The organism is Haloarcula sp. 1CSR25-25, assembly GCF_032027985.1.
GTDB lineage: Archaea > Halobacteriota > Halobacteria > Halobacteriales > Haloarculaceae > Haloarcula.
Genome location: NZ_JAHYBW010000006.1, coordinates 212,348 through 239,001 on the forward strand (window position 1 = coordinate 212,348; position 26,654 = coordinate 239,001).

Genomic DNA, 26,654 nt, shown 5'->3' on the forward strand with positions numbered 1-26,654 from the left:
CGACAGACACGCGATACCCTCTTCTAGACCTCGAACGAGACCCGACGAGCGGCGAGCCCGGCGACCACGAGGAGTCCGAGCAGGGCCAGGAGTACCCCGACCGGCGTGTCGAACCCGCCGCCCTCCCAGTCGGCGTCGAAGACAGCGCCGAAGTAGTCGGCCGCCTCGCTGCCGTGCAACACCAGCACGACCTCGCGGTTCGCGGTCGCCGCCTGCTCGTTCCAGTTGAGGCTACCGACGACGACGCGCTCGTCATCGATGACGGCCCCTTTGGCGTGGATTTTCCCGTAGCGACCGTCGCCGACAGCGGCGCGTCGGTTCGCTCGGCCCACTCCCGGAACCGCCGTGCCGTCTGCTCGTTGTCCTCGCGAACGTACCAGGCGTCACTGAGAAGCAGGCGGACCTCGACGCCGCGGGCCGCGGCCCGGCGGAGCGCCCGCAGCAGCGGGCTGTCCCAGTCACCGAGCGTCGGCTGGATGACGTCGATAGAGTCGTCCGCGCCGTCTATCGTCGCGACGAGTTCACCCTGGGCGTTGTCCGGGGTGACCAGGAGGTCCGTCCGTTGGACGGACACCGACTCCGCGGGGAACCGGGTGGGATACTCCCCGGTGGCCGGCTCCCCCCGCTCGAACCGCCGACCCTGACGGTACGCTGGCCACCGCTGGCTGTCCTGCCAGCCGGCATCAGATTGGAACGTCCGGTTCAGCCCCGCGACGACCCGCGGCTGTGACGTGACGACCCCCCAGCCGCGGCTGCTGTTGCCGCCGGTGCCCGCGGGCTTCCAGTTCTCCGTCAGCACGACGGCCTGCCGGTCCGCGACGGCGTACTTCGCGTGGTGGTAGCGGTATCTGGCACGCGGGCCCGTCAGTACCCGGACGGAGACGCCGGCGTCGGCCAGCCGGTCGAGGGTGCTGGCTTCCGCAGCGGTTCGGCTCCCGACGGGCTCGCCCTCGAGCAGGACGCAGACAGTCGCGCCGCGGCGCTGGGCGGCGATGAGGGCGTCGGCGACTCTGGCAGAGGAGAGCGTGTAGCCGGCCAGGTACACCCGCTCGGTGGCGTTGCGAATCGGTTGAACCGGAGCGGCGGGCGCGTCCGGAAGCGCGAACGCCTCCACCTCGCCGCCTGCGGCCCTGACGACGGGCCGGTCCGTCGCCCCTAGCGGCCGCCAGCGAACGACCGACCCGTTCACGACGCCGAGTTCCCCCTCGACGGCGTCGGTGTACCGGACGGCGTCGACAGTCCGATTGGCGCGCTGCAGCCGGATTCGCTCGCCGCTGTTTGCCAGCGCGAGATGTCCGTCGAGGCCGACGACCGGCCAGTCGGTGATCCCCCGTGTCCGGTTCGGTGCCGTCGAGAGGACGACGCGCCCGCGGGCGGTGGTGTTCGGAATGCCGGCAGTACCGTCGCCGTCGGTGATGGCGTACTCCCCAATTTCGGTCCCGTCGGGGACGCTGAGGACGACGAACTCTCCGTCGTCGCCGGCGGCGACCGGGTCGGGATACACCGCGTGGATCGACGGTTCCGCGGGACCGTCGGCCGCCGTGGCGGCCGAAGCGGTCTGTCCGATGGCGACGGGCGGGCCTATCGTGGCGAGGACGAGCACGCAGCAGACGAGTGTGGCGGTCGACCGCATCGGGGCGTCTGGCCGCCCGTTCGCATAAAAAGGTTCCCAGCCTCAGGCGCTTGCGGCCTTCTCGGCTTCGGCCTGGACGAGATACGCGCGGTCGTCCGTGTAGCGGGCGGCTTCATCGAGTGCCGTTTCGGTCCCGATCTGTCGGAGTGCCCATGCGGCGGAGGCGCGCACGGAGTCGCTGTCGTCGGATTTGAGTACGTCGCTCAGCGGCTCGATGGCCCGGGTGTCACCGAGCAGGCCCAGCGCGCGGGCCGCGACTGAGCGGACTTCCTCGCTGTCGGCGTCGAGTCGGTTGGCGACTGGCTGGACCGACTCCGCGCTCCCGATAGCGCCCAGCGCGCGCAGCGTGACCTTCTGGAGCGCGGGGTCGCCGTCGCCGTCGATGTAGTCGTGCAGCGTCTCGGTGGCGCGCTCGTCGCCGATTTTCCCCAGCACCTCGATCGGCCCCTTGTCGCGTTTCTGTGCGCGCTGGTGCATCGCGTCGAAGGCCGGCTCGGCGTCGCTCCCGAGGTTGTACAGGAGGTCGACGATGTACCCGTCGAAGAACTCCGATCCGAGTTTGTCGTAGGCGAACAGTATCGGCTCGAAGTTCCCCGCCTCGGCGTGGAGTTTCGCAGCGTTCCACTCCGGCGGGAAGTCCTTTCGGTTCTCGTTGGTCAACACGTCGTAGAACCCGCGGGCGTCGAGTTGCTCCTGTACAGTCAGGTCGTCCCAGACTTCAGCCTCCTCGAGCCCCGTCTCAAGCGTCTCTGCCGCTTCGAGGAGCCCCTCGATAGTCTCCGTGTCTTCGTCGGGGTCGAGGTTCTCGGCCTCGATGGCGTCGGCGACCGTCTCCAGCGCGTCCCCGGCGGCGACGAAATCGCCGCCCGTGTCGGCGTCGTGGTCGACGAACTCGGCGCTCTCGTCGAGGAACGTCTCGACGGCCTCCTGGGCCGCCTCCTCGCCGTCGTCGGTCCACTCGCTGTCGGTGACGGTGTCCGCCGCGTCGGAGACGATGGTGACCACGTCCTCGGCGTAGGGGCCGCGCTGTGCTTCGAGATTGTCCCGGAGGTCCGAGAGCTGGGACTCCAGTTCCTCGCGAGGGTCCTCGGCATCGTCGTCGTCCTCGTCGGGTTCCGGCAGGTCGGCGGCTTCGAGGTCGCTCTCGATGTCGTCGAGGGACGACTCGACGTCGTCGAGGTCCGCCTCGGTCTCCGCGGCCTCTAACGCGTCGCCGGCCTCCGTGAGACGCGATTCCAGTTCTTCTGCGGTCACGTCTATCTCGTCTGCTGCCTCGGCGTCGTCCGACGCGTCGGCCTCGTCGTCCCCGTTGCTCATGTCCAAGACTGTGTCGGAGCGGGCCAAGAGCGTTTTCCTTTCGAGGCGCGGGTCCAGAAGCTGACACAGGCCTGTCATCCGCTGGGCCAACGAGCAACAAATATGTATCGGGAGTTTCAGTGCGATGGATAGCGAGCATGACTGACGAGACACCGCCGGATGACGGCCAGAAAGCGACCACACCGGAGGAACCGAGCACCGCCGGGTTCGTCGAGTACGGTATCGACGACAAGCCACCGCGGAAGCAAGCGGTACTGCTCGGCGTCCAGCACTATCTGACCATGATCGGCGCGTCCGTGGCGATTCCGCTCGGACTCGCGGGCGCGATGGGGATGTTCGAGGCCGCACCGGACCAGGTCGGCCGACTCATCGGGACGTTCTTCGTCGTCTCCGGGGTCGCGACGCTCGCCCAGACGACACTCGGCAACAGATACCCGATCGTCCAGGGCGGGACGTTCTCCATGCTCGCGCCGGGGCTGGCCATCATCGGCGTGCTGGCCCAGCAGGGCGCGGACTGGCAGACCATGCTCGTCGAGTTACAGGGGGCCGTCATCGTCGCCGGCATCGTCGAGATGGTGATCGGCTACAGCGGCCTCATGGGGAAGCTGAAGCGGTACGTCGGTCCTGTCGTCATCGCGCCGGTCATCGCGCTCATCGGACTGGCGCTTTTCAACGTCCCACAGATATCGAACCCGAACTTCGGCAGCCCCGGGACCGGCCAGAACTGGTGGCTGCTCGGGCTGACAATGCTCTCGATTGTCGCGTGTTCGCAGTACCTCGACCGACGCCACCGCGCGTTCAAGCTGTTCCCCGTGCTCCTCGGTATCCTGTTTGCGTGGACTGTTGCAGCCGCCCTCTCGGTCACCGGCGTCTTCGCCGCGGGCTCGGTCAGCCACGTCTCGCTTGGCTCTGTCACGAGCGCACCGCTGGTCCAGCCGGTCTACCCGTTCCAGTGGGGGCTCCCGCAGTTCACGCCGGGGTTCGTCGTCGGGATGTTCGCCGGGATGCTCGCCTCTGTCGTCGAGAGCTTCGGCGACTACCACTCCGTCGCCCGTATCGCCGGTCGCGGCGCCCCGAGCGGCCGCCGTATCAACGACGGCATCGGGATGGAGGGTGTCGGAAACGTGTTCGCCGGCATCATGGGGACCGGCAACGGCTGTACGTCCTACACTGAGAACGTCGGCGCAATCGCCATCACCGGCGTCGCCTCCCGCTACGTCGTCCAGATCGGCGCCGTCGTGATGATTCTGGTCGGCTACTTCGGTCCGGCGGGCCAGCTGTTTGCGACCATTCCGTCGCCGATCATCGGGGGCCTCTACATCGTCATGTTCGGACAGATAGCCGCCGTGGGGCTCTCACAGCTCAAGTACGTCGACCTCGACGCCAACCGGAACGTCTTCATCGTCGGCTTCGCGATCTTTGCCGGCCTCGCAGTGCCCGAGTACATGAGCCAGGTCGGGCAGGGGATGGACGTCGGCGGTGCAACGGCGCTCCAGCAGGGCCTGGCGGCTGTCCCGGTCTTCGGGGGCGTACTCGGGACCGACGTCGTCGCCACCACGCTGTTTGTCATGGGCGGCACCGGGATGGTCGTCGGCGGCATCGTCGCCTTCGTCCTCGACAACACCGTGCCGGGGACCCGCGAGGAGCGCGGGCTCGCTGCCTGGGCCGCGCTCACGGAGGACGACAGCGAGTACGCCTCGTCGCTGGACCGCATCCGCGGACGCGGCGGTGACCGGCCGCCAGCGGTGGGCGACGACTGACCGTGGCCGACGGCAGCGACGGCGCGACTGTGGACACCGACACACCCGTCGGGGCCGAGCGCTACGCCGGCACGCTCCGGACCGGCGGGACCGTCGTCCTCGGTGCTGACCGCCTGGTGGTCGACCGCGGCGACGGTCCGGTCGTCGTCGACCTCGACGACGTGGTCGAAGTGAGTCTCCAGGACGTCGACTGGTTCCTGGCGGTGATGAGCGCCGCGCTGGTCGGGTTCGGCCTGCTATCGCTGGACCAGTCCGTCCTGCTCGGCGGGGCCTTCGCCGTCGCCGGCGCCGTCAGCCTCGCGCTCACCTACCGCAAGCGGAACGCGCTCAGGATACGGGTCGCCGGTCGTGCCGACCCGCTCAGATGCTACCCCGAGGACCCGGGGACGCTGCTTGCTGAACTGAACCGAGCGCTGTCCGACTGACCGGAAACCGCCTACACTTACGCCGCTCCCGGTCGCAGTCGGTCCTATGCCCGCAGACAGCGTCCAGTCGCTCATCGACCAGTTACACGAGGAAGCCGAGATGGACCGGCCGAACGACCTGACGCCCGACGTCGGCATCGTCATGGGGTCGGATTCGGACCTGCCGACGATGGCCGGCGGGCAGGGCAAGCGGCCGGGGGCCTACGCGGCGCTGGCCGACGAACTCGGGTTCGAGGAACAGACGGACTACACCGACGCGCCCGAGAGCCGCTTCACGTTCGAGACGTTCGTCTGTTCGGCCCATCGGACCCCGGACCTGATGTACGCGTACGCGGAGACGGCCGCGGACCGGGGCATCGACGTGATTATCGCCGGCGCTGGCGGCAAATCCGCGGACCTGCCCAACATGACAGCCAGCATCGCCTATCCGCTGCCGGTCATCGGAGTCCCGGTGCAGGAGAAGTCCGTCGACTCGGTCATCGGGATGCCACAGGGCGCGCCGATGACCGCTGTCGACGCCGGCAAGTCGTTCAACGCCGCGCTCTCCGCGGCACAGATTCTCGCCCGGCAGTACGATGACCTCCGTGACCGCCTCGTCACGTATCACGAGGGGCTCCAGACCGGCGTCGGCGAGGCGTCGCGCGACCTCCACGAACTCGGGACCCCCGGATTCAAACGCGAGTACTGGGACGAGTGACCACCGAGGGGCGTCACGACCCATCGGCTACGGACCACTTGCCGTTCGAGAGAGCGTCGGCTCTTAAAGACCTACAGGGCGGAAAAACCGAACAATGAATCCTTATATGCGAGTACTTCTAACCGGCAGACGATAGGAGATACCGGAATGAGTAATCCATGGATCGCCATCGGCGCGCTCGCGGTCGTGGCAGTTGCCATCCCAATGACGATGATGGCAGTTTCGAGCCTCTTGCGGCCCAGCGTGCCGGAACAAGGCAAACGCACCACCTACGAGTCCGGTGAAGTGCCGACCGGCAGCAGCCGGCAGATCAAGTTTAATATCCAGTACTACATGGTCGCGCTGCTGTTCGTCGTCTTCGACATCGAGACCATCCTCATCTTCCCGTGGACGGTCATCTACAGCGACGCTGTCGCCGAAGTCGGGATGACCAAGGCACTGCTACCGATGGTCGTATTCATCGGGATTCTCGCCGTCGGACTCGGTTGGGCCTGGCGTAACGGCGCAGTTCAGTGGGTGCGCAGTCCGCGCGCCACGAAGGGGGCAGACACATATGAGTAGTGACCAGACACCACCGGCCGTCGAAGACGTATCGACACAGGAGGCCCGCATGGGTGACGGGGCCGACGACCGCTTCAACTCGACGCTACGCGAGGCGTTCGGGTCGACGCCGTTCATCCTGACCAAGTTCGACAAGTTCATGAACTGGGTCCGGGGCTCCTCGATGTTCATGCTACAGTTCGGAATCGCCTGCTGTAGCATCGAGATGATTCACACCTACGCGATCAAACACGACCTCGACCGTTTCGGGTCAGGGGTGCCACGCGCGTCCCCGCGCCAGGCGGACGTCATCATCGTCCCCGGGACCATCGTCTCGAAGTTCGCCCCGCGGATGAAACGCGTCTACGACCAGATGCCCGAACCGAAGTTCGTCGTGTCGATGGGGTCGTGTACCATCTCCGGGGGGCCGTTCCAGGAGGGGTACAACGTCATCAAGGGCGCAGAGGAGGTCATCCCGGTCGACATCCACGTCCCGGGCTGTCCGCCCCGTCCCGAGGCACTCATCTACGGCGTCGCCAAGCTGCAGGAGCGCATCGCCGAGGGCGAGTCCTCGCCGGTGACGGTCAAGCCCTACGAACTGGAGCAGTTCGGCGACCTCGAACAGGACGAGCTCGTGGACAAACTCGCCAGCGAGATCGACGAGGACGACCTCGTCATGCGGTACAACTGGAACGACTCTCCCTAACCTGCCATGAGTTTAGAGAAACCATCACGCGATACGGCGCTCGACGTCGGCGTTACGGAGGACGGCCTTGATTACGACGCGCTCGCGGACCTGCTCGGGGGCCACGTCCTCGACCGCGAGGAGCACGTCAACGCCGAGGGGTTCGTCATCCGTCCCGACGAGGTCCAGGAAGTCCTCTCGACGCTGAAAGAGGAGGCCGGGTTCGACCACTGCTCCTGTGTCACCGCACAGGAGTACGACGACCGGTACGAATCCATCTACCACCTGCGGAAGTTCGACGACCCGACACAGGAGCTGTCGATCGTCGTCCCGTCGCCGAAAGACGACCCGCACAACGAGTCGGCCGCCCGCGTCTACGACACCGCGGACTGGCACGAGCGGGAGGCCTACGACCTGGTCGGCATCGACTACGACGACCACCCGGACCTGCGTCGCATCCTCCTGCCCGAGACCTGGCAGGGCCACCCCCTGAGCCAGGACTACAACCAGGACCAGCCACAGATCGTCTCACTGCGCGAGCACGCGAACCCGCTGCAGGACGACAAGCGCAGCGAGGACGACCCGGACACGATGTTCGTCAACATCGGCCCGCACCACCCGGCGACCCACGGCGTGCTCCACGTCGAGACGGTCTTGGACGGCGAGCAGATCGCCGACATCGAGCCCGATATCGGCTACCTGCACCGCTGTGAGGAGCAGATGTGCCAGCAGGGCACCTACCGCCACCAGATAATGCCGTACCCCGACCGGTGGGACTACATCTCCGCTGGTATCCTCAACGAGTGGGCGTACGCGCGCGCAGCCGAGGACCTCGCGGACATCGAGGTCCCCGAGTACGCACAGGTCATCCGGACGATGTCGGCGGAGATGTGCCGGATCGCCTCGCACGAACTCGCGCTGGCGACGTTCGCGCTGGACGTGTTCGGCGACTTCACCGCCGTCTTCCAGTACGGTATCCGCGACCGCGAGATCGTCCAGAACCTGCTGGAAGACCTGACCGGGCAGCGACTGATGTTCAATTACCTCCGACTGGGCGGGGTCGCCTGGGACCTGCCCGAGCCCCGCGAGGAGTACTTCGAGAAGATTCGCGACTTCCTCGATGACCTCCCTCACAAGCTCGAGGAGATTCACGACCTCGTTACCGGAAACGAGATCTTCCAGATGCGGTGTGTCGACACCGGCGTCCTCTCCCCGGAGCAGGTCAAGCAGTACGGCGCGACCGGTCCCGTGGCACGCGGTTCCGGCGTCGACTACGACATCCGGCGCGACGACCCCTACGGCTACTACGACGAACTGGACTGGAACGTCGTCACCGAGCAGGGCGGCGACAACTTCAGTCGCGTCCTCGTCCGCCTCCGCGAGGTAGAAGAGTCGGCCCGCATCATCGAACAGTGTGTGGACCTCCTGGAGCAGTGGCCGGAGGACGACCGCGAGATCCAGGCCAACGTCCCGCGGACGCTCCGCCCGGACCCTGACAAAGAGGTCTACCGCTCCGTCGAGGGCGCGAAGGGCGAACTCGGCATCTACATCCGCTCGGACGGGACGGACAAGCCGGCCCGGTTCAAGATCCGCAGCCCGTGCTTCTCGAACCTGCAGACGCTGCCGGAGATGTCCCAGGGTGAATACATCCCTGACATGATTGCCTCGCTCGGGAGCCTCGACATCGTACTCGGGGAGGTGGACCGGTAATGCAGTCGGCGCCGTTACCGGAAACGCTCGCGAACCTGCTGGGGCTTGACCCCAACAGCACGGCCGTGATGATCGTGATGAGTCTCATCGGGGCCGGGCTCATCGGGACGCTCATGATGACGAACACGGCGCTGGCCGGCCCGTGGGCGAAGCGAAAGATTACGGCCGCGTTCACCGACCGAATCGCCGTCGACCGTATCGGCCCCTACGGGCTGTTCATCATCGTGGCCGACGCCGTTCGCCTGCTGTCGAAGGAACTAATCGTTCCCGAGGGCGTCGACCGACCGGCGTGGGACCTCGCGCCGCTGATCATCGCCAGTACCGCGTTGCTTGGCTTTGCCGTGATTCCGATGGGGAACGGCATCCACCTCGCCGACCCCGAGGTCGGGCTGGCCTACGTGTTCGCCGTGGCCTCGACCACGTCGATCGGTCTCGTGATGGCCGGCTACGCGTCGAACAACAAGTTCTCGTTCCTCGGCGGGCTGCGTGCCGTCGCGCAGAACCTCGCCTACGAGATTCCGCTCATCCTGACGGGTGCGTCGGTGGTCATCTTCGCCGGCTCGCTCCAGATGAGCGAGATCGTCGCCGCACAGCAGCAGTCGCTGATCGGCCCGCTGCCCTCGTGGTACGCGTTCGTGAACCCCTTTGCGTTCGTGCTCTTTATGATCGCGAACCTCGCGGAGGTCGGCCGGAACCCGTTCGACATCCCGGAAGCGCCGACCGAGATTGTCGCGGGCTACCAGACCGAGTACTCCTCAGTGTACTTCGTCCTCATCTACCTCGGGGAGTTCATCCACATCTTCCTCGGCGGGGCGATCATCGCCACGCTGTTCCTCGGTGGGCCGGCCGGGCCGGTCCTTCCGGGCATCGTCTGGTTCCTCATCAAGATCTGGGGCGTCTTCCTGTTCACGCAGTGGGCCCGCTCGGCGGTGCCCCGCGTTCGGATCGACCAGCTGATCGAGATCGGCTGGAAGGGAATGCTGGTGCTCTCGCTGGCGAACCTGGTGCTGACTGCGGTTATCGTCGGGGTGACCGTCTGATGACGGCCACGCGAACCGACCCACGAGCGACCGGAGGTGACCTGTCATGATTGGAATCCTGAAGTCAATGGCGACGACGATGAAACACGCCCTCGACGGGGAGACGTTCACGGTAGAGTACCCGGACGTCGCCCCCGAGGTGAGTCCCCGGTTCCGCGGCGTCCACAAGTGGAGCCAGGAGCGCTGTATCTGGTGTCGGCAGTGTGAGAACGTCTGCCCGAACAACACGATCCAGATCGTGATGGACGAGCAGCGCAACGGCGAGCAGTACAACCTCCACATCGGGCAGTGTATCTACTGCCGGCTGTGCGAGGAGGTCTGTCCGACCGACGCCATCCTGCTGACCCAGAACTTCGAGTTCACCGCGGACACGAAAGACGAGTTCGCCTACGACAAGGAACAACTCAAGAACGTGCCGTGGTACAAGGACATCGACCCGCTCGAGTCACGCGAACCCGACCGGGGCGCGTGGATCGGCGAGGGCGACGGCGAAGTCGACTACCAATAGCGGAACGTCCCACGCCCTCGGCGTGCGGTTTCTCCGGGTGCGAGTGCCGCGAGCACGCGGCCGTTTCGTCCAGTTTTGTCGAGAGTGGTGACCGCTGGCCACCCAAGCGAGAGAAAGATCTGATTGGGGCGAGTGGACCGGCGGGGCGACGGCGAAGTGGATTATCAGTCGCTCTGTTTCGCGACTGCTCCGCAGTTCTCCTCTCCGTCTCGCTTCGAGCGTTCCTCCTGTAATTTGCTTGCCGTCATTGACTTCTCCAGAACCGTGTCTGTTCGCCCAGCGGGGCCGAGTTTTCACTGGCGATTCGCGAGTGGTGTGACAGTATCCGACACCGGAACAACTCTGTCCGGTGACATATTTCCGCCAGCAGGACGGGAGTGCCCACAATCTGGGGGGTCATACGGGCAAACAGTGGCTCTACTGGCGAGACGAAAGAGGAATCTTCAAAGGGACGCCGGAAAGAGTCTCCAAGTAAGATGGCACTGGCAGAGTCAATTGCGTTCGCGCTGTTCGCTATGGTAACGGTGGGCAGCGCTGCGGGCGTCGTGTTAGTCCGGGACGTCTGGCACTCGGCGCTGTTACTGGGCGTGTCACTCATCAGCGTCGCAGTGTTCTACGTCATGAACCAGGCGGCGTTCGTCGCAACGATGCAGATCCTGGTGTATGTCGGCGGCGTCCTCATCCTCATCACCTTCGCGGTGATGCTGACCCGCGAGGACGAGTCGGTGATCGAGGTGACACCATGACCACAAAGCCCGAACTACAGACGGAGGGGAGTTTCGTCGCTGGACTGGCCGCAATCGCCCTGTTCGTCGTCTTCGGCGCGGTGTTCATGGGCGTCTCGTTTCCGGCGCCGGCCGGGTTCGGCGAGGGCGCGTCGATAACAAAGAGCCTCGGGGCAGCTCTGTTCGACATCGAGCCGAGCCTGCTTGTCGGCGACGCGGCCGTTCCCGCCGAAGGGTTCCTCGTGGCGTTCATCCTCATCGCCGTCGCCCTCGACGCGGCCCTCGACGGCGCGTTGATGCTGGCGAAACGCGACGACGAGGAGGAAACAGCAATCGCCGACGGTGGCACCCACCACGGAGGTGACGACTCGTGATTCCGGCCGAGACGTACCTCCTCCTGTCGGCGGCCATATTCTGTATCGGCCTGTTCGGCATCCTCACTCGACGGAACGCGCTCATCTTCCTGATGTCCGTGGAGCTGATGCTGAACGCTGCGAACATCAACCTCGTCGCGTTCTCGCTGCAACACGGGAACCTCACTGGCCAGGTGTTCAGCCTGTTCACGATGGCACTCGCCGCCGCGGAGGTCGCCATCGGAATCGGTATCATCCTGGTCCTGTACCGCAACTTCACAGACGTGGACGTGACGAAGGCGACGACGATGAGGTGGTAACAGATGGCTGCATTCACATACGCTCCGGCGATTGTCCTGCTGCCGTTCGTATCGTTCCTCGTCGCGCTGTTCGCCGGCGACCGCATGCCGAAAGGCGGCGCGCTCGCTGGAATCACCGCGACGGGCGGATCGCTCCTGCTGTCGATCTGGGTCGCGCTGACGGTGGCCGGCGGGGCGGTCCACAACGAGATACTGTACACGTGGACCGCAAGCGTCGAGACACTTCAGCTAAACTTCGGGCTACTGCTCGACCCGCTGTCGGCGCTCATGCTGCTTATCGTCTGTCTCATATCCTTCCTCGTCCACATCTTCTCGCTTGGCTACATGAACGACGAGGACGAGACCGGACTGCCGCGCTATTACGCCGGACTCGGCCTGTTCACGGCGAGCATGCTCGGGTTCGTCGTCGCCAACAACCTCCTGATGGCGTTCATGTTCTTCGAGCTGGTGGGCCTGTGTTCGTACCTGCTCATCGGCTTCTGGTTCCGCGACGACGGCCCGCCGAGCGCCGCCAAAAAGGCGTTCCTGGTCACCCGCTTCGGTGACTACTTCTTCCTCATCGGCGTCGTCGGCATCTTCGCCACCTTCGGGACCGGCCTCTTCGCCCCGATTACGCAGGGCGGCGAAGTGGTCGCCGAGAGCTTCCCGATGCTGGCCGAACACGCCGTCATCGACGGCGAAACGGCGGGCATCGCGATGCTGGAGACGGTCGGAATGGGGCCCCAGGCCTGGTTCACCGTGCTCGGTCTCCTCGTGCTGGGCGGCGTCATCGGGAAGTCCGCGCAGTTCCCGCTGCACACGTGGCTACCCGACGCGATGGAAGGCCCGACGCCGGTTTCGGCCCTGATTCACGCGGCGACGATGGTCGCAGCCGGTGTGTACCTCGTCGCGCGCATGTACGGTTTCTACGCCATCTCGCCGACGGCACTCGCCGTCATCACGCTCGTGGGTGGCTTCACCGCGCTGTTCGCGGCGACCATGGGCCTGGTCAAACAGGAAATCAAGCAGGTGCTCGCGTACTCCACCATCTCCCAGTACGGGTACATGATGCTCGCGCTGGGGTCGGGTGGCTACATCGCCGCCGTCTTCCACCTGACGACCCACGCCGTGTTCAAGGCGCTCCTGTTCCTCGGTGCGGGGTCGGTCATCATCGCCATGCACCACAACGAGAACATGTGGGACATGGGCGGCCTGAAAGACCGGATGCCGGTGACCTACTGGACGTTCCTCGCCGGCTCGCTCGCTCTGGCCGGCATCGTTCCGTTCGCCGGCTTCTGGTCCAAAGACGAGGTGCTGTACGAGGCACTCATCCACGGCTTCGGCACCGAGGGCGGTCTCGGGACGGCCTATCTCGCGGCGTACGCCATGGGACTGCTGGCCGTGTTCTTCACCGGCTTCTACACCTTCCGGATGGTGTACCTGACCTTCCACGGCGACGCGCGGAGCGACGTTGCGCGTGACCCCGAGCCCGTCCGCTGGAACGTCAAAGGGCCGCTGGCGGTGCTTGGCGTCCTTGCCACGACGATCGGGCTCATCAACATGGCCCCGGTCGCGAAGCTCACCGGTGCGCCGATCGACTATCTCCACAAGTGGCTGACCGGGCCGGAGGAGGGCGGCTGGCCCGCGCTCCTCTCGACTGACCTGCACCACTACGAGGAACTGCTGCACGAGGTCCCGCAGGTCGACCCAGCCTATCCGCTGGGCGGTGAAATCGGTACGCTGCTGGTTTCGGCGGCTGTCTCGCTCGGGCTGGCACTCGCCGGCGTGCTCGTCGCGCGGAGCCTCTACAGCGGTGCCGACCCTGTCGAGCATACCGACAAGCTTGGCGGTCTGAAGACGCTACTCATGCACAACTACTACCAGGACGAATATCAGGTGTGGCTCGCGACGGGTGTCACCTACCCGCTCGCCCGTGTGATGAACAAGTTCGACCAGGGTGTCGTCGACGGTGTCGTCAACGGCATCTCCAGCGTGAGCCTGTTCGGCGGCAGCCGCATCCGACGCATCCAGTCCGGCGTCGTCAGCAACTACGCGACGCTGCTGACGCTCGGGCTCGTGCTCTTGCTTGCTGCCTTCGGCATCATGGGAGGGTGGTTCTAGATGTGGGTCGCTGCGCTCCTGCTCGTGACCCTGCTGGGAACCGGCCTCGTGTTCCTCTCGCCTGACCGGTACGCTGGAAAGCTCGCCGCGGCCGTCAGTGCGGTTCCGGCGCTTGGCAGCCTCTACATGTACTGGGTGTACCTCACGCAGTACGGCGGCACGGGCAACGCGCTGCTGTCGCCCGCCGATATCGCGTTCGGCCAGCAGATACCCTGGATCTCGCTTGGCGAACTCGAGGTGTCGTACTACGTCGGCCTCGACGGCATCAGCATGCCGCTGCTCGCGTTGACGACGGTGCTGACGACGCTCGCCATCGTCTCCGCGTGGACGCCCATCGACGAGCGCCAGTCCCAGTTCTACGGGCTGATGCTGTTCATGGAAGTGAGCCTCATCGGCGTGTTCTCCGCGCTCGATTTCTTCCTCTGGTTCGTCTTCTGGGAGGGCGTCCTCATCCCGATGTACCTGCTCATCGGCGTCTGGGGTGGCCCACGCCGGAAGTACGCCGCCATCAAGTTCTTCATCTACACGAACGTGGCATCGCTGGTCATGTTCGCGGGACTGTTCGCGCTCGTGTTCAGCACGGACCTCACGTCGCTGTCACTGCCCGCGATGGCCGAGGCGTTCCGCACCGCAAGCGGCCTGCCGACCATCGCCGGCGTCAACCTGATGACCATCTCCTTCATCCTGATGTTCTTCGGGTTCGCGGTGAAGGTGCCCGTCTTCCCGCTGCACACGTGGCTGCCCGACGCACACGTTGAGGCCCCGACGCCGGTGTCGGTCATGCTGGCCGGCGTCCTCCTGAAGATGGGGACCTACGCACTGTTGCGGTTCAACTTCACGATGCTCGCTGACACGGCGCGCCAGCTCGCGGTGCCGCTGGCCATCATCGGCGTCGTCAGCGTCATCTACGGCGCGATGCTCGCGCTCGCACAGCGGGACCTCAAACGCATCGTCGCCTACTCCTCGATTTCCTCGATGGGCTATGTCATCCTGGGGCTGGTCGCGTTCACGCCCTACGGCATGGGCGGGGCGACCTTCCAGATGATCGCTCACGGCCTCATCTCGGGGCTGATGTTCATGTGCGTCGGCGTCATCTACAACACGACCCACACGCGCATGGTCGGCGACATGTCCGGCCTCGCGGACCGCATGCCATGGACGGTCGGCATCTTCGTCGCCGCCGCCTTCGGCTACATGGGCCTGCCGCTGATGGCCGGCTTCGCCGGGGAGTACTTCATCTTCCAGGGCTCGTTCAACGCGCCGACGCTGGGCGGGGCCGCCCCGGTGTTGACCTCGCTGGCGATGTTCGGCATCGTCATCGTCGCCGGCTACCTGCTGTGGGCCATGCAGCGGACGCTGTTCGGTGCCTTCAGCCTGGAGACCGACTACGAGGTCAGCCCGGCCGCGTTCCACGACGTCGCGCCGCTGGCCGTGTTGCTCCTGCTGGTCATCGCACTCGGTGTCGCGCCAGACCTCTCCTTTGCTATGATACAGGACTCGATATCACCGGTTCTCGAGATCGGAGGTGGTGCATAGATGGTCGCGCTTCCCGACTGGATGGCGCTGGCCCCGGCGCTCTCGCTGGGCCTCGCCTCCCTGGTGTTGCTGCTGGCGGACTCGATTGACCCGGACTCGACGAACACGGGGCTGCTGGCCGGCATCTCGGTGCTTGGCTCCCTGTTCTCGTTCGGGTTCGCCGGCTGGTTTATCACCGCCGGCACCGGGATAGCCGATAACACTGGCGTCGCGCTGTTCAACAACCAGCTCGTCGTCGACCAGATGGCCCTGTTCTTCATGGCCATCGTCGGCAGCGTGACGACCCTGGTCGTGCTTGCGAGCTACGACTACATCGCCGGCCACAACTACCAGGCCGAGTTCTTCTCGCTGGTGCTTTTGTCCGCGACCGGGATGAGTCTCCTGAGCGCGGCCAACAGCCTGGCGACGGCGTTTATCGCCCTCGAACTGGTGTCGCTGCCGTCCTACGCGCTCGTCGCCTTCCTCAAGCACAACAAGGGAAGCGTCGAGGCCGGACTCAAATACTTCCTCATCGGCGCGGTGTCCTCGGCGGTGCTTGCCTACGGCATCTCGCTGGTGTACGCCGCGACGGGCGTCCTCCGGTTCGACGGCGTCGCGACGGCCATCTCCAGTGGCACGGTCCAGACCATCGTCGGCGGGTCGGTACAGGCCCAGCCCGGCGACCCGGCCGTCCCGATGGCTATCCTCGGCGTCGGTATCCTGATGATCATCGGCGGCGTCGCGTTCAAGACGGCCTCCGTGCCGTTCCACTTCTGGGCACCCGAGGCGTACGAGGGCGCACCGGCACCCATCTCGGCGTTCCTCTCCTCGGCGTCGAAGGCCGCCGGCTTCGTACTGGCGTTCCGCGTCTTCGCCGTTGCCTTCCCGATCGGTGACCTGCTCGCCGCCGGCGGTGCGATCAACTGGGTGATGGCGTTCCAGATCCTCGCCATCGCGACGATGTTCATCGGGAACTTCGCCGCCGCGACCCAGGAGACGGTCAAACGGATGCTGGCGTATTCGAGCGTCGGCCACGCCGGCTACGTCCTCATCGGCCTCGCCGCCGTGTCCAGTTCCGGCGAGGGGCTGAGCCTCAGCCTGAGCGCCGGTATGTCCCACCTGCTCGTCTATGGCTTCATGAACACGGGCGCGTTCCTGTTCATCGCGCTGGCCGAGTACTGGGGCGTCGGTCGCCGCTTCGAGGACTACAACGGCCTCGGCAAGGAAGCGCCGGTCGCCTGCGCGGCGATGACGGTGTTCCTGTTCAGCCTCGCTGGCCTGCCGATCGGCGGCGGGTTCTTCTCGAAGTTCTACCTGTTCTCGGCGACGCTCAACGTCGGGGCGTGGTCGCTGGCCGCCGCGCTCATCATCAACAGCGCACTCAGCCTGTTCTACTACTCCCGCGTCGTCAAGGCGATGTGGATCGAAGACTCGGACGGCAGTCGGACCATCGAGTCGTACCCGATGGGGCTGTACACTGCCGTGGTGGGAGCGGCCATCGTGACGGTGCTGCTCGTGCCCGGCTTCAACCGCGTCTCCGAGATCGCGTTCCAGGCCGCGCAGTTGCTGTAATAGTGGACTGACGCGCCTGCTGTTTTCCGTCTCTCCCACTCGGTCACAGCCGAAGCGAGGTTACGCCGGAAGGAGACTACGCCGACTCGTAGACGAACACGCCGCCGCTCTCGCGTTTCTCGACACGGCCGGTGACCTCGAGTACGTCCAGGTGGCCGACGGCCTCGCTCATGCCGGCGAAGTACTCCGTGGCCGGCAAATCACCGAACAGCGCCGTCATCACGTCGCTTGGGGTCGTTGCCCCGCCGGAGACGATGTCGGCGACTTCCGCGGTGCGCTGGTCGTGTTCCGCCAGGATGTCGTCAATGCGCTCCCGCGGTGATTCGACCGGCTCGCGGTGGCCAGTGAGAAAGCGGTCGTGGCCCTGCTCGCGGAGCCACCGGAGCGAGTCGTTGAACGCCGGCAACACTCGCGGGCGCGCCCCGCTCTCGTCGGGTATCTGGAGGAACGGATTGGGCGTGATATCGCCCAAGACGTTGTCGCCGACGACCGCTTCACGGCGGCCCTGATGGTCGTACGAGAATATTATTTCGCCGGCGGAGTGGCCCTGCACGGTGTCGACAGTGAGCTCGCTGTCGTCGACGGTGACGGTGTCACCGGCTCCCAGGGCGCGGTCAGTATCGACGCTCTGGGCGTAGGGCAGGAACGCTTCCGGTAGCTGTGTGACCGTCTCGGCAGTCTCGCGTGAGACCCCGCAGCGTTCGAAGAAATCCGAGAAATACGACTGCTCGCTGTGCAACTGCGCCGCGAAATCGCGCATTATGTCCGCTGCCGGCTCGCTGGCGAGGACGCGCGCACCCCGCTCGGCGAACCGGTTCGCCAATCCGAAGTGGTCCGGATGCGGGTGCGTGACCAGCACCTGCTCGATGTCCGCCGGCGAGAGCTCTCGGGCCTCGAGCATCTCGACCAGGCGCGACCACGCCTCTTCGCTGTCTGGCCCTGGGTCGACGATGGTCCGTCTCGCGATGTAGGCGTTGACTGCCCCGATCTGGAACGGCGTCGGAATCGACACCCGTGTGAACATGTCTTCCCGTTGCAGGTGGTGGCGCAAAACAGTTCGTACCCGCGGAGCACGTTTACTGCTGTGGACGCTTTCCGTCCCTGGATTAGTGCTGGCTTTTTTATTCTCTTTCGGGCACAAGAGATATATTCGTCCTTCGCGTAAGGTCAGATATGAACAAGCACTTCGAAGACGCACGGTACTACCTGAAACGCGCCGGCGAGACGGCAACCAAAGGCGTCAAAGAGGAACTCGAACCGGTCGAGGGCCGGTTCCGCGAACTCACCGGAAAGGAAGCAGAGCCCGAACCCAGCCGGCTGGAGGCCGTCAGGGCTGATCTGAAGGACCTACAGGAGAAAGCCGAGGGCGAAGCCGAGGAAGCGATCGCCGACGCTCGCGAGAAAATCAGCGAGTATCGCGGCAAAGAAGAGACGGAAGCGTAGTCGGAAAGCAATTCTTAAGGGATGCGCTCGAATAGACTCGAGTGCATCGGGTTGGTGATCTAGTCCGGTTATGATACCTCCTTCACACGGAGGAAGTCGGCGGTTCGAATCCGCCCCAACCCATCCGCTCGCTGTACGCTGCTGAAGGAGGGCGGGGTTCTGTTTCGGGCATCTACACAATAGCTCCTGCAGTGGTGTATGTTACGCGGGAGAGAGCGACTGGAACGAGTGATAAGTCCGCCTGTGACAACTGTTCTCGCCTCGTTCACGCGCGTTCGACGAACCGGGCGTCGGCGGAGGTGTGGTCTCTGTTGAACGACAGCACCTTCGCCCGGATCACGTCGCCGGCCGACACCGACGACGGCACGTCCTCGGTGAACAGGACGAACCCCTCGACTTTCCCGACGGCGATGCGGTCGCCGGAGTGGTGGTCGGTAAATTCGGTGATGCCGAACTCGTAGGTCGCACCGAGTTCGACCGGTGGGTCGCGCTCCTGTGCGGCCTCGTGGGCGCGTTTCGACGCATTACTCGACGAGCGGCGGGTAATCGCGAACGCCAGCGCGAGGCCCACGGCGAGGGCAGCCCCGCCCGCAGCGAGCCAGATCGGTTCCATGCATGGGGTTGCAGGACGAACGGATTAGTACCTTTCAAAATCCGGCGACGGCGCTTACAGTCCGAGGCGGTCCCGAATGCCGCCACCACTGGAGTCCGAAGCCCCTTCTTCGGGGTCCCACTCCGTCGGCAGTTCGGCCGCGAGTGACGTGACCTCGTCGTCGCTAAACCGGGGGTCCGTCGTCGCGTCGTCGAGCCAGTCCGCCCACTCCTCGGCGGTCATCTGACCTTCCGAGTCGACCTCCCACTGGTCGACGAGCGCCTCCCGGTCGCGGAACGGGATGTCCATGCCGCTGTCGCCCCAGTACAGCGGGGAGAGCGCGAACTCGTGGGTGTCGCCCTCGAGCCAGACGAGTCGGTAGGGGTAATCGTTGTAGCAGAACACGTCGTCCGGCGAGACGACGTCGCCGTTGGGAAGCTCCAGGGTCCGAGACATCACGCTGACGTAGGGGCTACCCACGTTTCAGCATTATGTGTGGGTAGCACGACGCACACCGCGTTACAGGCCTCGCTACACGAGTGGGTCACACAGCGCCCACTCGTCCGTCTCGGGGTCGAGATTCGAGGGTTCCGCACCGCGGTCGGTGACGACCCCGGCGTGGTAGTATATCGCCTTCAACTGGAACACGGTGGGAGAGTGGTAGACGCTCCCGTCGGTGAGTTCCGAGCGGCGGAGTGCGCCGTCGCCGGTCAGCACCCGCTGGCGAACGGCCTCGTCGCCACGGAGGAACAGTTCGACGGTGAACTCTGGGTGGAGCGCGTGGAGGTACTCGACGAACTCGACGAGCGACGGTAAGTCGTAGCCGTCCCGATGGCAGGCGTAGAGGCCGTCGACGAGGAGCTCCGTCGCCGGATAGTCGGCGACGACGCGGCGGACGAGCTGGCCCCACTGTGGCGCGACGTCGATGAACCGCTTGCGGGAGCGTTGCCAGTCCTCGAACCGTCGGAGGGCGGCATCGACGTCGCCGACCGTCCGGAGCGCGAAGCGGACGACCTCGCGGCCAAGCGGTGTTAGCGTGAGCGAGCCCTGGCCGGTATCGACCAGGTTCAGGAACGCCGCGCCGGCGATGGCGCCGTCGACGGCGCCGACGACATGCGTCGCCAGCAGGTTCCGTGCGTCGCCGTCGTGGTGGACGGAAAGCGGCACCGCGACGTAGTTCTTCGGATGGTTGAGCCCGAAGTTCTGGTCGGCGACGCCCTGGGCGCCCGCCTGGAACCGGATAGCCGACGCGGCGTCCATCGACCCGTGGCCGACTACGCGGGGCCGTTCGAGGACCGCGACCGAGCCGTCGGGTTCGACGCCCAGCACGCCGACGTTTAGCTCGCGGGCCATCGTCCGCGCGGCGGTGGAGATGCCGCTCCGGGGAGCTGTCAGGAAGGCGACGTTGGCTTCGTTGAGGCGGTCGTGGGCCTGGACGACTCCGCGCTCGGCGTCGACCCCGCCGTCGCCGGTGTAGCCCTTCGCCTCGACGGCAATCAGCGGCGGCCGGTCGCCGAGCCGGTCGACGGACAGCAGGTCCGCCGAGAGCGCCTGTACGCCGACGAGGTCGGGATAGCCCGTCCCGACCTGAACGTGGTTGAACGGCGCGAGCGTCGCCTGTACGGACGCCTCGATGGGCGTCTCGTCCAGCCAGCGCCGCTGTGCGAACTGCGTATCCGCGACGACGTAGGCGTCCTCACGTTCCGCGAACAGCCGGTCTTTCGTCCGGGCGAGTACCTGTGGCTCCGAGAGCCCCGACGCCGCTGTGGCCATAGACGGCGTTCACACAGGGCGGACATGAGTGTTCTGCCCCCGGAGAACCAGCGCGTCGGACTTCGGAGCCCACACCGCCCGGCAGCAGTGTTATGATTCAACACGGCTAAGCGGAACACATGACAGCACCGCTACCGGACAGCGTACAGGACTGGTTCTGGGCCCGGCATTCGAATCCCAGGAGCGGCTGGTCGCGGGTCCCGACCGGCGCTGTCATCGTGTACGCGGTGTATCAGCGTCGCTGGCGACTCTTGGCCGCGGCGCTGCTATGGACAGCTATCAATCCGGTCCTGTTCGCGCCGCCGGAGACCGAGGACGCCTGGATGACCCGGGCCGTGCTGGCAGAGCTGTGGTGGCTCAGAGAGCAGGACAACGGAACGATGGGGCTCGACTACCCGAACGTCTGTAACACCGGCGGCGCGCTGGCCTCGGCCGTTGCGCTGTACGCTGCCTGGCGCCGACGGCCGGTCAGCGCGGCAGTCGCAACCGTTGCGATGAGCGGGCTGAAGCTCTGGTGGCTCTATGAGATTGTACAGCGATACGACACACGCGGCACGGAGTGACCAGCGGGCGCGTACGCGACAGGAACGGCCGGTCGCGAAAGGGAATGTCTCTGTCGGTCGTCAGTACTGGTGGAGCGGCTGCCGGCGGATTTTGGCCCGTAGCTCCCCTATCGATGGGTCCCCATCGCCGACGAACTGCTGTGTCACGGAGTGGACCTCCTCGCGGGATATCTTGACGTTGCCCTGCTCGATGACGTCGGCGGGCCGTTCCCGGAGTTCACGGATCGTCCCGACCGCAAGGAGGAACGGAATCGCCCAGGCGGAGAGCGTGTTACCGCGGGTCTCCGGCATGGCTTCGAGCCACGCCTGCGCGTCGTCGAGGTAGCTCTCGGCCCGTTCGGTGACCTGCTCGATGACGGGCACGAGCGACTCGACGTTGTCGGTGTCGCTCACGTCGCTGTGGTCGAGCCCCTGCTCGTGGAGCAGTTCCAGCGGGAGGTAGACGTTGTTCTCCTCTTCCATGTCTGTCGCAGCGTCCTTGGCGACGTTGACGAGCTGAAGCAGGAGGGCAAAGGAGCGGGCGTTTTCCTCCATCCGGGCCACCTGCTCGGCGGTGGCCTCGTGAGAGACCAGCCCGGTCACCAGCGTGCCGACGGTCCCGGCGGCGTACCAGCAGTACTCCTCGAGTTCGTCGAGGGTCTTGATTCGCAGGCCGCCGGCGTCGGCGTAGCGGTCGACGAACATCGCCATCCCGTCGACGAGTTCCCGGACCGGACCGCGAATCGTCTGTGTGGAGTGGTCGTCGAGGGTGTGAAACACGTCGACGATACGGTCCGCGTTCTCGACGACTTCCCAGTCCGCGTTCGTCGTCGCAGGAATCCACTCCTCGACGGCGTCGTGAAACGACGAGACGGTCGTCCCGCTAGACGGTTCGAGCGAGCGGCTGTACGTCCGCAGGAGTTCGGTCTGGACCGCCGGAGGGAGGTGACCGGCGTCCTCAATCGTGTCAGCCACACGGCAGAGAAGATAGCCCAGACAGATGTCCCGGGCCATCGGTTCGTTGAGTTCCGAAATCGTGAGACTAAACGTTCGCGACACACGATGGACGGCATCGTAGCACCACTCGATGTCTTCCGAAGACGACCGGTCTGTGTGGTTCTGAGACATTCCCGACATCCGGGGTAGGGCATACGATGATAAAAATGGGACGGCTACAGTGTCGGCACCGGTTCGGCGTTTCGACAGACTCAGGAGTGTCCACGCCCAACGAGGGGTATGAACGGCCAAGCGGCGGGGAGGCCACGACCGTGAACAGTCAGGACGCAGTGGTGCTGGCGCTGACGGTGGTCCTCGTGGTTGTCATCCCGGGCCTCGCGAACTGGGGGTTCAGCACGCTCGGCTACCCCTGGGTCGGGAGTGCCGTCTGGGCGCTGGGGTACGGCGCCGGCGTCGTCTTTATCTGGTACGAGTGGGTCCGTCCGATCGATATCACCGGTCCCGAAGGCGTCAGCCAGAGCGAAGAATCTAGCGACTGACGGGCTGTCGAGCCCGTCCACCATCAGTTGCCTCCTATCGTCGCCGTCCCGGACCGGACGTATTGCATATATTTCATACAACACCTGTAGTACCCGCCTGACAAGCTTTATAGCCGTGGTCCGCCCAACGTCGGGTATGACAAACGAGGCGCTCGGCGAGGGTCGTCCCGGAACTGGAGCCCGCGCCGGCTGGACACGTGAGCAGGCGAGTCAGATAGAGCGGACCGACGACACCGTGGCCCCGATCGTCTACCCACCCGCGACCGAACAGATTCCGGAGGTCCACATCTGGGACACCTGGTTCCTCCGGAACCGCGACGGCACGCTGGCGACAGTCGACGGCTACCGGGTCTGTTTCTCGCTGACTGCGCCGTCCGACCTGCTGCCCGGCAAGCGCCACGACGTGGCGACCATCCGCTGTTTCTACTCCGACGACGGCCGAAACTGGCACAACGCCGGCCCGGTGTTCGAGGACGCCCTGGGCCAGCGCCAGTGGGCCGGCTCGGCGCTGTACGACGACGACGGCAGCGTCTATCTGTTCTATACTGCGGCCGGCGAGGACGGCGCCGAAGACCTGACCTACGCCCAGCGTATCGTCGGTGCGGGCGGCGGCAGCATCGAGACGGCAGACGGGTTCGAACTCTCGGGCCCGTGGACCCACCACGAACTGCTCCAGCCCGACGGCGACCGCTACGAGCGCGAAGACCAGTCCCGCGGGATGATATACACCTTCCGTGACCCGTGGTTCTTCGAGGACCCCGAGACGGGCGAGACGTGGCTCCTGTTCGAGGCGAACACGCCGGTTCCGGAGGGGAGCGACGTCTGCGGTGGCGACGCCGCGCTCCAGGAATTCAACGGCAGCGTGGGGATCGCCCGCTCGCCGACGGGCGACCCGCTGGCGTGGGAGCTCGAGGACCCCCTGCTTGACGCCGTGGGCGTCAATCAGGAACTCGAACGGCCACACATCGTGTACCGGGACGGCCTGTACTACCTGTTCGTCTCCAGTCACCTCCACACGTTCGCGCCGGGGCTTTCCGGCTTCGACGCGCTGTATGGCTTCGTCGCCGAGGAACTCCGCGGCGACTACGTCCCGCTGAACGAGTCCGGGCTCGTCGCCACGAACCCCGAGAACGCGCCGTTCCAGTCGTACTCGTGGATGGCGTTTCCCCACGGCGACGAGATGCTGGTCCAGAGCTTCTTCAACTACTACGACTTCGACGGCGAGACGCTGGACGAGATCGCCCATCTGTCCGAGTCCGAGCAGATGCGCCGGTTCGGCGGCTCGCTCGGCCCGACGCTCCGCCTCGATGTCGAGGGGAGCCGGACGACCATTATCGGGACGCTCGGGCACTGGCACATCCCGCTGGACGGCGAGACGCTCCCACTGACCGACAGGGAACTGATTCGGCGCGCCAGAAGCGACGACGACGGCTCAGGGGGCTACGACGCCCGGACCGGGACCGAGTCGCAGTAAGGGGCACCGAACCGCCGTTTCGCGGGAATCCGGCCGTGGCTGGTTACCAGACGGAGTCCAGTTCCCAGACGTCCAGCGACGCGATCGTCGCGTGCCCGCCCTCGGCGGACAGCGAGATGCCGGTCGCGTCCTCGCGGGTCGGGTACACGCGGCTGGTCAGGCAGTGCCGTTCGTTGGCGAACACCTCGACGACGCTCCCGTCGACGAAGACTCGCAGGGACAGCGGCGCGTCGTACGGCCGGACCCGCATCGACTGGGTGTCGGCGGTCGCCTTGGGGTCGGTGCTCGACGCCGACCGGTCGACGGCGATCTCGCTCTCGTAGGAGTACCGGATGGGCGTCCGCTCCTCGCCATCAGGCGATTCGAGGACGGACAGCTCGACGGCCTCGGCGTCCTCCAGTCGAACCGTGGCACGGAGCTCGAACGACCGGCTCTCGACCGGCAACTGCTCGGTGTCGCCCGAGCCGAGTCGCACCACGTCGTAGCTGGTGTTCTCGCCCCGTAGCTCGGTGAGTTCGGGGGCCGGTCGCTGACAGAGGCCGCCGTCGTCGGCCAGGGACAGTTCCCGCGGGAGCGACATCGCGCCGGACCAGCCGGCGTCCCACTGGCCGCTCACGTCGCGGGCCTCGGGGAGCCACCCCCAGGTCAGGATGCGGCCGTCGTCGGTCCACATCGACTGGGGGGCGTAGAAGTCGCCGTGGTCGAGCTTGTCGCGGCGGTCGACGTCGAACTCGCCGTCCTCGTAGGTGCCCAGAAAGTACACCACGTCCTCGTAGTTCGAGATGTGCAGGAGCTGTCGGTCGCCGAAATCCAGCAGTTCCGGACACTCCCAGACGGTCCCGGCGGTGTCGCGGTCGCCGGCCAGAATCGGGCCCTGATACACCCAGTCCCGGAGGTCCGACGACTCGTACAGCAGCGCCGCCCCGCCGCCGCCCTCGATACCGGCCCCGATGAGCTGGTACCAGGTCCCGTCCTCGCGCCAGACACAGTGGTCCCGGAACTCCCCCTCCCAGTCCTCTGTCCGGAGCACCTCCGGTTCGGCCGGCAACTCCTCGATGATAGGGTTGTCCGGGTCCTTGTCCCAGGCCGTGAGGTCGTCGTCCGCGGCCGTGGCGATACAGGGGAGCTGGCGCTTGTCTCGACCGCCAGTGTACAGCACGGTCGGGACGCCGTCGTTGTCGACCGCACAGCCGGACCAGCAGCCGTCCCGGTCGGGGCCGTCGGGCGAGGGTGTCAGCGCGACCGGGCGGTCCTCCCAGTGGACGAGGTCGTCGCTGACGGCGTGGCCCCAGTGGATCGTGTTGTGGAACGGCCCGGCGGGGTTGTACTGGTAGAACAGGTGGTAGCGACCGTTCCAGTGGATGAGGCCGTTCGGGTCGTTGAGCCAGTTCGCCGGCGGCGTCACGTGATAGGACGGGCGACACGGGTCGTCGTCGAACCACTCGCGCAACTGGCCGAACGTGTCGACGTCCTTCGGGCGGCCGGTCAGCGGGTGGCGCTGGTCAGTTCCCAGAAACTCCAGTGCGTTCCCGATGAGCGTCTCGCGGTTGCCCTGACAGACGTCGTGGGTGGGCTGGGCGAACGCCACGGACGACCCGATGCCGAGCACCTGTCCGTCGTCGGGCTCCCAGGAGAGAATCGCCATCTGTTTGACGACGTCGGTGTCGCCCCGGACCGTGCTCGCGAGCACGTCCCCGGACTGGGGCGCGATGGACTCGTATCTCGCGTAGGGGATCGTCACGCCGGCGCCGCGGGTGTGGACGCGAAGGGTGTCGTAGTCCGTATGGATGGGATGGTCGGCGTACAGCGCCTGCCAGAGGTGGCCGGTCGGCTCCGGAATCTCCTCCCAGCCGACGGCGTCGGGCCCGACTTCGTCGAACCCGAGCGGTTCGACGGCGGACAGCGCGCTCAGTGTCAACAGGAGTGAACCGCCGTCGCGGACGTACGCGGCCAGCGCCGGCGCGTCGGCCAGCGCCCGCTCGTCGAACAGTTCGTCCCGATGCCACCAGAGGACGTCGTACTCGGTCGGCTCGACCGACGAGAGTGCGCATCGCTCGGCATCGTCGACTGCCCCCTGACACCAGTCGTACGCCGCCGCCTGCTCGTCCGTACAGGAGTCGACGTAGAGACAGCCGATGCGTAGCGAATTTCCCATTGCTCCGTTATCTTCTCCTGAAATATAAAAACATTCGGCAATCGTTTCTGAACGAATATGCACGCTCTTGTAGACTATATCGTCGGGATGGCCAGCGAGGGGTTCAGGGCCCCAGCGCGGGCGTACGGGTCCGTCAGCACGGGTCGGCGACGATGCCACTGCGGCGAGCCCCAGCGGTCAGTCGACGGGGCAGTGGCTGCAAGCGGGAGTATCGGTGAAAAGGGGACTGGAACCGGTCAGTGAACGCGGGCGTTGCGAGCCTGGGCCTTCCAGTCGATG

At 65.8% G+C, this 26,654-nt stretch carries 25 protein-coding genes, 1 tRNA gene and 1 pseudogene; 19 read left to right on the forward strand and 8 right to left on the reverse strand.

Features of this window, described 5'->3' with window-relative positions; translation table 11 throughout:
- Window positions 1-23 precede the first annotated feature (23 nt).
- Window positions 24-1,633, reverse strand: a pseudogene (locus KZ498_RS17470) (phospholipase D-like domain-containing protein).
- A gap of 42 nt (window positions 1,634-1,675) precedes the next feature.
- A complete protein-coding gene (locus KZ498_RS17475; RefSeq protein ID WP_312620452.1) occupies window positions 1,676-2,950 on the reverse strand; it encodes a HEAT repeat domain-containing protein in 1,275 nt (424 codons plus the stop codon).
- Between the two features lie 137 nt (window positions 2,951-3,087).
- On the opposite strand from KZ498_RS17475, the gene KZ498_RS17480 reads away from it, so the two are divergent.
- From KZ498_RS17480 to KZ498_RS17545, 14 genes are all read left to right on the forward strand, one after another.
- Entirely contained in the window at window positions 3,088-4,710 is a 1,623-nt protein-coding gene (locus KZ498_RS17480) for a solute carrier family 23 protein (protein WP_312620454.1), read from the forward strand.
- Between the two features lie 2 nt (window positions 4,711-4,712).
- Entirely contained in the window at window positions 4,713-5,135 is a 423-nt protein-coding gene (locus KZ498_RS17485) for a hypothetical protein (RefSeq protein WP_312620456.1), read from the forward strand.
- 46 nt (window positions 5,136-5,181) lie between these two features.
- Window positions 5,182-5,832, forward strand: a complete 651-nt coding sequence (locus KZ498_RS17490) for an AIR carboxylase family protein (protein ID WP_312620458.1) — start codon at window positions 5,182-5,184, stop codon at window positions 5,830-5,832.
- A gap of 147 nt (window positions 5,833-5,979) precedes the next feature.
- Window positions 5,980-6,393 carry an NADH-quinone oxidoreductase subunit A gene (locus tag KZ498_RS17495; protein WP_312620460.1) on the forward strand — a complete coding sequence of 138 codons (414 nt, stop codon included), beginning with the start codon at window positions 5,980-5,982 and terminating at the stop codon, window positions 6,391-6,393.
- Window positions 6,386-7,078: an NADH-quinone oxidoreductase subunit B gene (locus tag KZ498_RS17500; RefSeq protein WP_312620462.1), complete on the forward strand. Its 693-nt coding sequence runs from the start codon at window positions 6,386-6,388 to the stop codon at window positions 7,076-7,078. The genes KZ498_RS17495 and KZ498_RS17500 overlap by 8 nt, the downstream gene beginning before the upstream one ends.
- A gap of 6 nt (window positions 7,079-7,084) precedes the next feature.
- Complete coding sequence (locus KZ498_RS17505; RefSeq protein WP_312620464.1) at window positions 7,085-8,767, forward strand: NADH-quinone oxidoreductase subunit D; 1,683 nt, start codon at window positions 7,085-7,087, stop codon at window positions 8,765-8,767.
- Window positions 8,767-9,807: a complex I subunit 1 family protein gene (locus KZ498_RS17510; RefSeq protein ID WP_312620466.1), complete on the forward strand. Its 1,041-nt coding sequence runs from the start codon at window positions 8,767-8,769 to the stop codon at window positions 9,805-9,807. Before KZ498_RS17505 ends, KZ498_RS17510 begins: the two co-directional genes overlap by 1 nt.
- Window positions 9,808-9,853: 46 nt before the next feature.
- Complete coding sequence (locus KZ498_RS17515) at window positions 9,854-10,315, forward strand: NADH-quinone oxidoreductase subunit I (protein ID WP_004518194.1); 462 nt, start codon at window positions 9,854-9,856, stop codon at window positions 10,313-10,315.
- Window positions 10,316-10,791: 476 nt separating this feature from the next.
- Window positions 10,792-11,061 (forward strand): NADH-quinone oxidoreductase subunit J, encoded by a 270-nt coding sequence (locus KZ498_RS17520; protein WP_008313036.1) that lies wholly within the window; start codon window positions 10,792-10,794, stop codon window positions 11,059-11,061.
- Window positions 11,058-11,414, forward strand: a complete 357-nt coding sequence (locus KZ498_RS17525; RefSeq protein ID WP_312620472.1) for a proton-conducting membrane transporter — start codon at window positions 11,058-11,060, stop codon at window positions 11,412-11,414. The genes KZ498_RS17520 and KZ498_RS17525 overlap by 4 nt, the downstream gene beginning before the upstream one ends.
- Window positions 11,411-11,713: an NADH-quinone oxidoreductase subunit NuoK gene (gene nuoK, locus KZ498_RS17530; protein WP_004518191.1), complete on the forward strand. Its 303-nt coding sequence runs from the start codon at window positions 11,411-11,413 to the stop codon at window positions 11,711-11,713. The genes KZ498_RS17525 and nuoK overlap by 4 nt, the downstream gene beginning before the upstream one ends.
- 3 nt (window positions 11,714-11,716) lie before the next feature.
- Window positions 11,717-13,813 carry an NADH-quinone oxidoreductase subunit L gene (nuoL, locus tag KZ498_RS17535; RefSeq protein ID WP_312620473.1) on the forward strand — a complete coding sequence of 699 codons (2,097 nt, stop codon included), beginning with the start codon at window positions 11,717-11,719 and terminating at the stop codon, window positions 13,811-13,813.
- Window positions 13,814-15,349, forward strand: coding sequence for a NuoM family protein (locus KZ498_RS17540; protein ID WP_312620474.1), 1,536 nt, complete (start codon window positions 13,814-13,816; stop codon window positions 15,347-15,349).
- Window positions 15,350-16,900: an NADH-quinone oxidoreductase subunit N gene (locus tag KZ498_RS17545; RefSeq protein WP_312620476.1), complete on the forward strand. Its 1,551-nt coding sequence runs from the start codon at window positions 15,350-15,352 to the stop codon at window positions 16,898-16,900. It abuts the gene before it with no gap.
- Window positions 16,901-16,976: 76 nt separating this feature from the next.
- Here KZ498_RS17545 and KZ498_RS17550 read toward each other — a convergent pair whose 3' ends face one another.
- Window positions 16,977-17,924, reverse strand: coding sequence for an MBL fold metallo-hydrolase (locus KZ498_RS17550; protein ID WP_312620478.1), 948 nt, complete (start codon window positions 17,922-17,924; stop codon window positions 16,977-16,979).
- 149 nt (window positions 17,925-18,073) lie between these two features.
- Here KZ498_RS17550 and KZ498_RS17555 point away from each other — a divergent pair, with 149 nt between their 5' ends.
- Both KZ498_RS17555 and KZ498_RS17560 read left to right on the forward strand, forming a co-directional pair.
- Window positions 18,074-18,343 carry a hypothetical protein gene (locus KZ498_RS17555; protein WP_312620480.1) on the forward strand — a complete coding sequence of 90 codons (270 nt, stop codon included), beginning with the start codon at window positions 18,074-18,076 and terminating at the stop codon, window positions 18,341-18,343.
- A gap of 48 nt (window positions 18,344-18,391) precedes the next feature.
- Window positions 18,392-18,466, forward strand: a tRNA-Val gene (locus tag KZ498_RS17560).
- Window positions 18,467-18,608: 142 nt separating this feature from the next.
- On the opposite strand, the gene KZ498_RS17565 is transcribed toward KZ498_RS17560, so the two are convergent.
- From KZ498_RS17565 to KZ498_RS17575, 3 genes are all read right to left on the reverse strand, one after another.
- Window positions 18,609-18,956, reverse strand: coding sequence for a hypothetical protein (locus tag KZ498_RS17565; protein WP_312620482.1), 348 nt, complete (start codon window positions 18,954-18,956; stop codon window positions 18,609-18,611).
- Window positions 18,957-19,010: 54 nt separating this feature from the next.
- Complete coding sequence (locus KZ498_RS17570; RefSeq protein WP_312620483.1) at window positions 19,011-19,391, reverse strand: hypothetical protein; 381 nt, start codon at window positions 19,389-19,391, stop codon at window positions 19,011-19,013.
- 75 nt (window positions 19,392-19,466) lie between these two features.
- Window positions 19,467-20,708 carry a hypothetical protein gene (locus KZ498_RS17575; protein WP_312620484.1) on the reverse strand — a complete coding sequence of 414 codons (1,242 nt, stop codon included), beginning with the start codon at window positions 20,706-20,708 and terminating at the stop codon, window positions 19,467-19,469.
- Between the two features lie 119 nt (window positions 20,709-20,827).
- Here KZ498_RS17575 and KZ498_RS17580 point away from each other — a divergent pair, with 119 nt between their 5' ends.
- Window positions 20,828-21,271 carry a DUF6653 family protein gene (locus KZ498_RS17580; protein WP_312620485.1) on the forward strand — a complete coding sequence of 148 codons (444 nt, stop codon included), beginning with the start codon at window positions 20,828-20,830 and terminating at the stop codon, window positions 21,269-21,271.
- Window positions 21,272-21,331: 60 nt separating this feature from the next.
- Here KZ498_RS17580 and KZ498_RS17585 read toward each other — a convergent pair whose 3' ends face one another.
- On the reverse strand, window positions 21,332-22,378 hold the full coding sequence (locus KZ498_RS17585) for a phytoene/squalene synthase family protein (protein ID WP_312620487.1): 1,047 nt from the start codon (window positions 22,376-22,378) through the stop codon (window positions 21,332-21,334).
- An 86-nt stretch (window positions 22,379-22,464) separates the two neighbouring features.
- Between KZ498_RS17585 and KZ498_RS17590 the strand changes: the two genes are divergently transcribed.
- Together KZ498_RS17590 and KZ498_RS17595 are read left to right on the forward strand one after the other, a co-directional pair.
- On the forward strand, window positions 22,465-22,746 hold the full coding sequence (locus KZ498_RS17590; protein WP_312620488.1) for a hypothetical protein: 282 nt from the start codon (window positions 22,465-22,467) through the stop codon (window positions 22,744-22,746).
- A 136-nt stretch (window positions 22,747-22,882) separates the two neighbouring features.
- Window positions 22,883-24,220 (forward strand): glycoside hydrolase family 68 protein, encoded by a 1,338-nt coding sequence (locus tag KZ498_RS17595; RefSeq protein WP_312620489.1) that lies wholly within the window; start codon window positions 22,883-22,885, stop codon window positions 24,218-24,220.
- 43 nt (window positions 24,221-24,263) lie between these two features.
- On the opposite strand, the gene KZ498_RS17600 is transcribed toward KZ498_RS17595, so the two are convergent.
- Window positions 24,264-26,375, reverse strand: a complete 2,112-nt coding sequence (locus KZ498_RS17600) for a GH32 C-terminal domain-containing protein (protein WP_312620490.1) — start codon at window positions 26,373-26,375, stop codon at window positions 24,264-24,266.
- Window positions 26,376-26,654 lie beyond the last annotated feature (279 nt).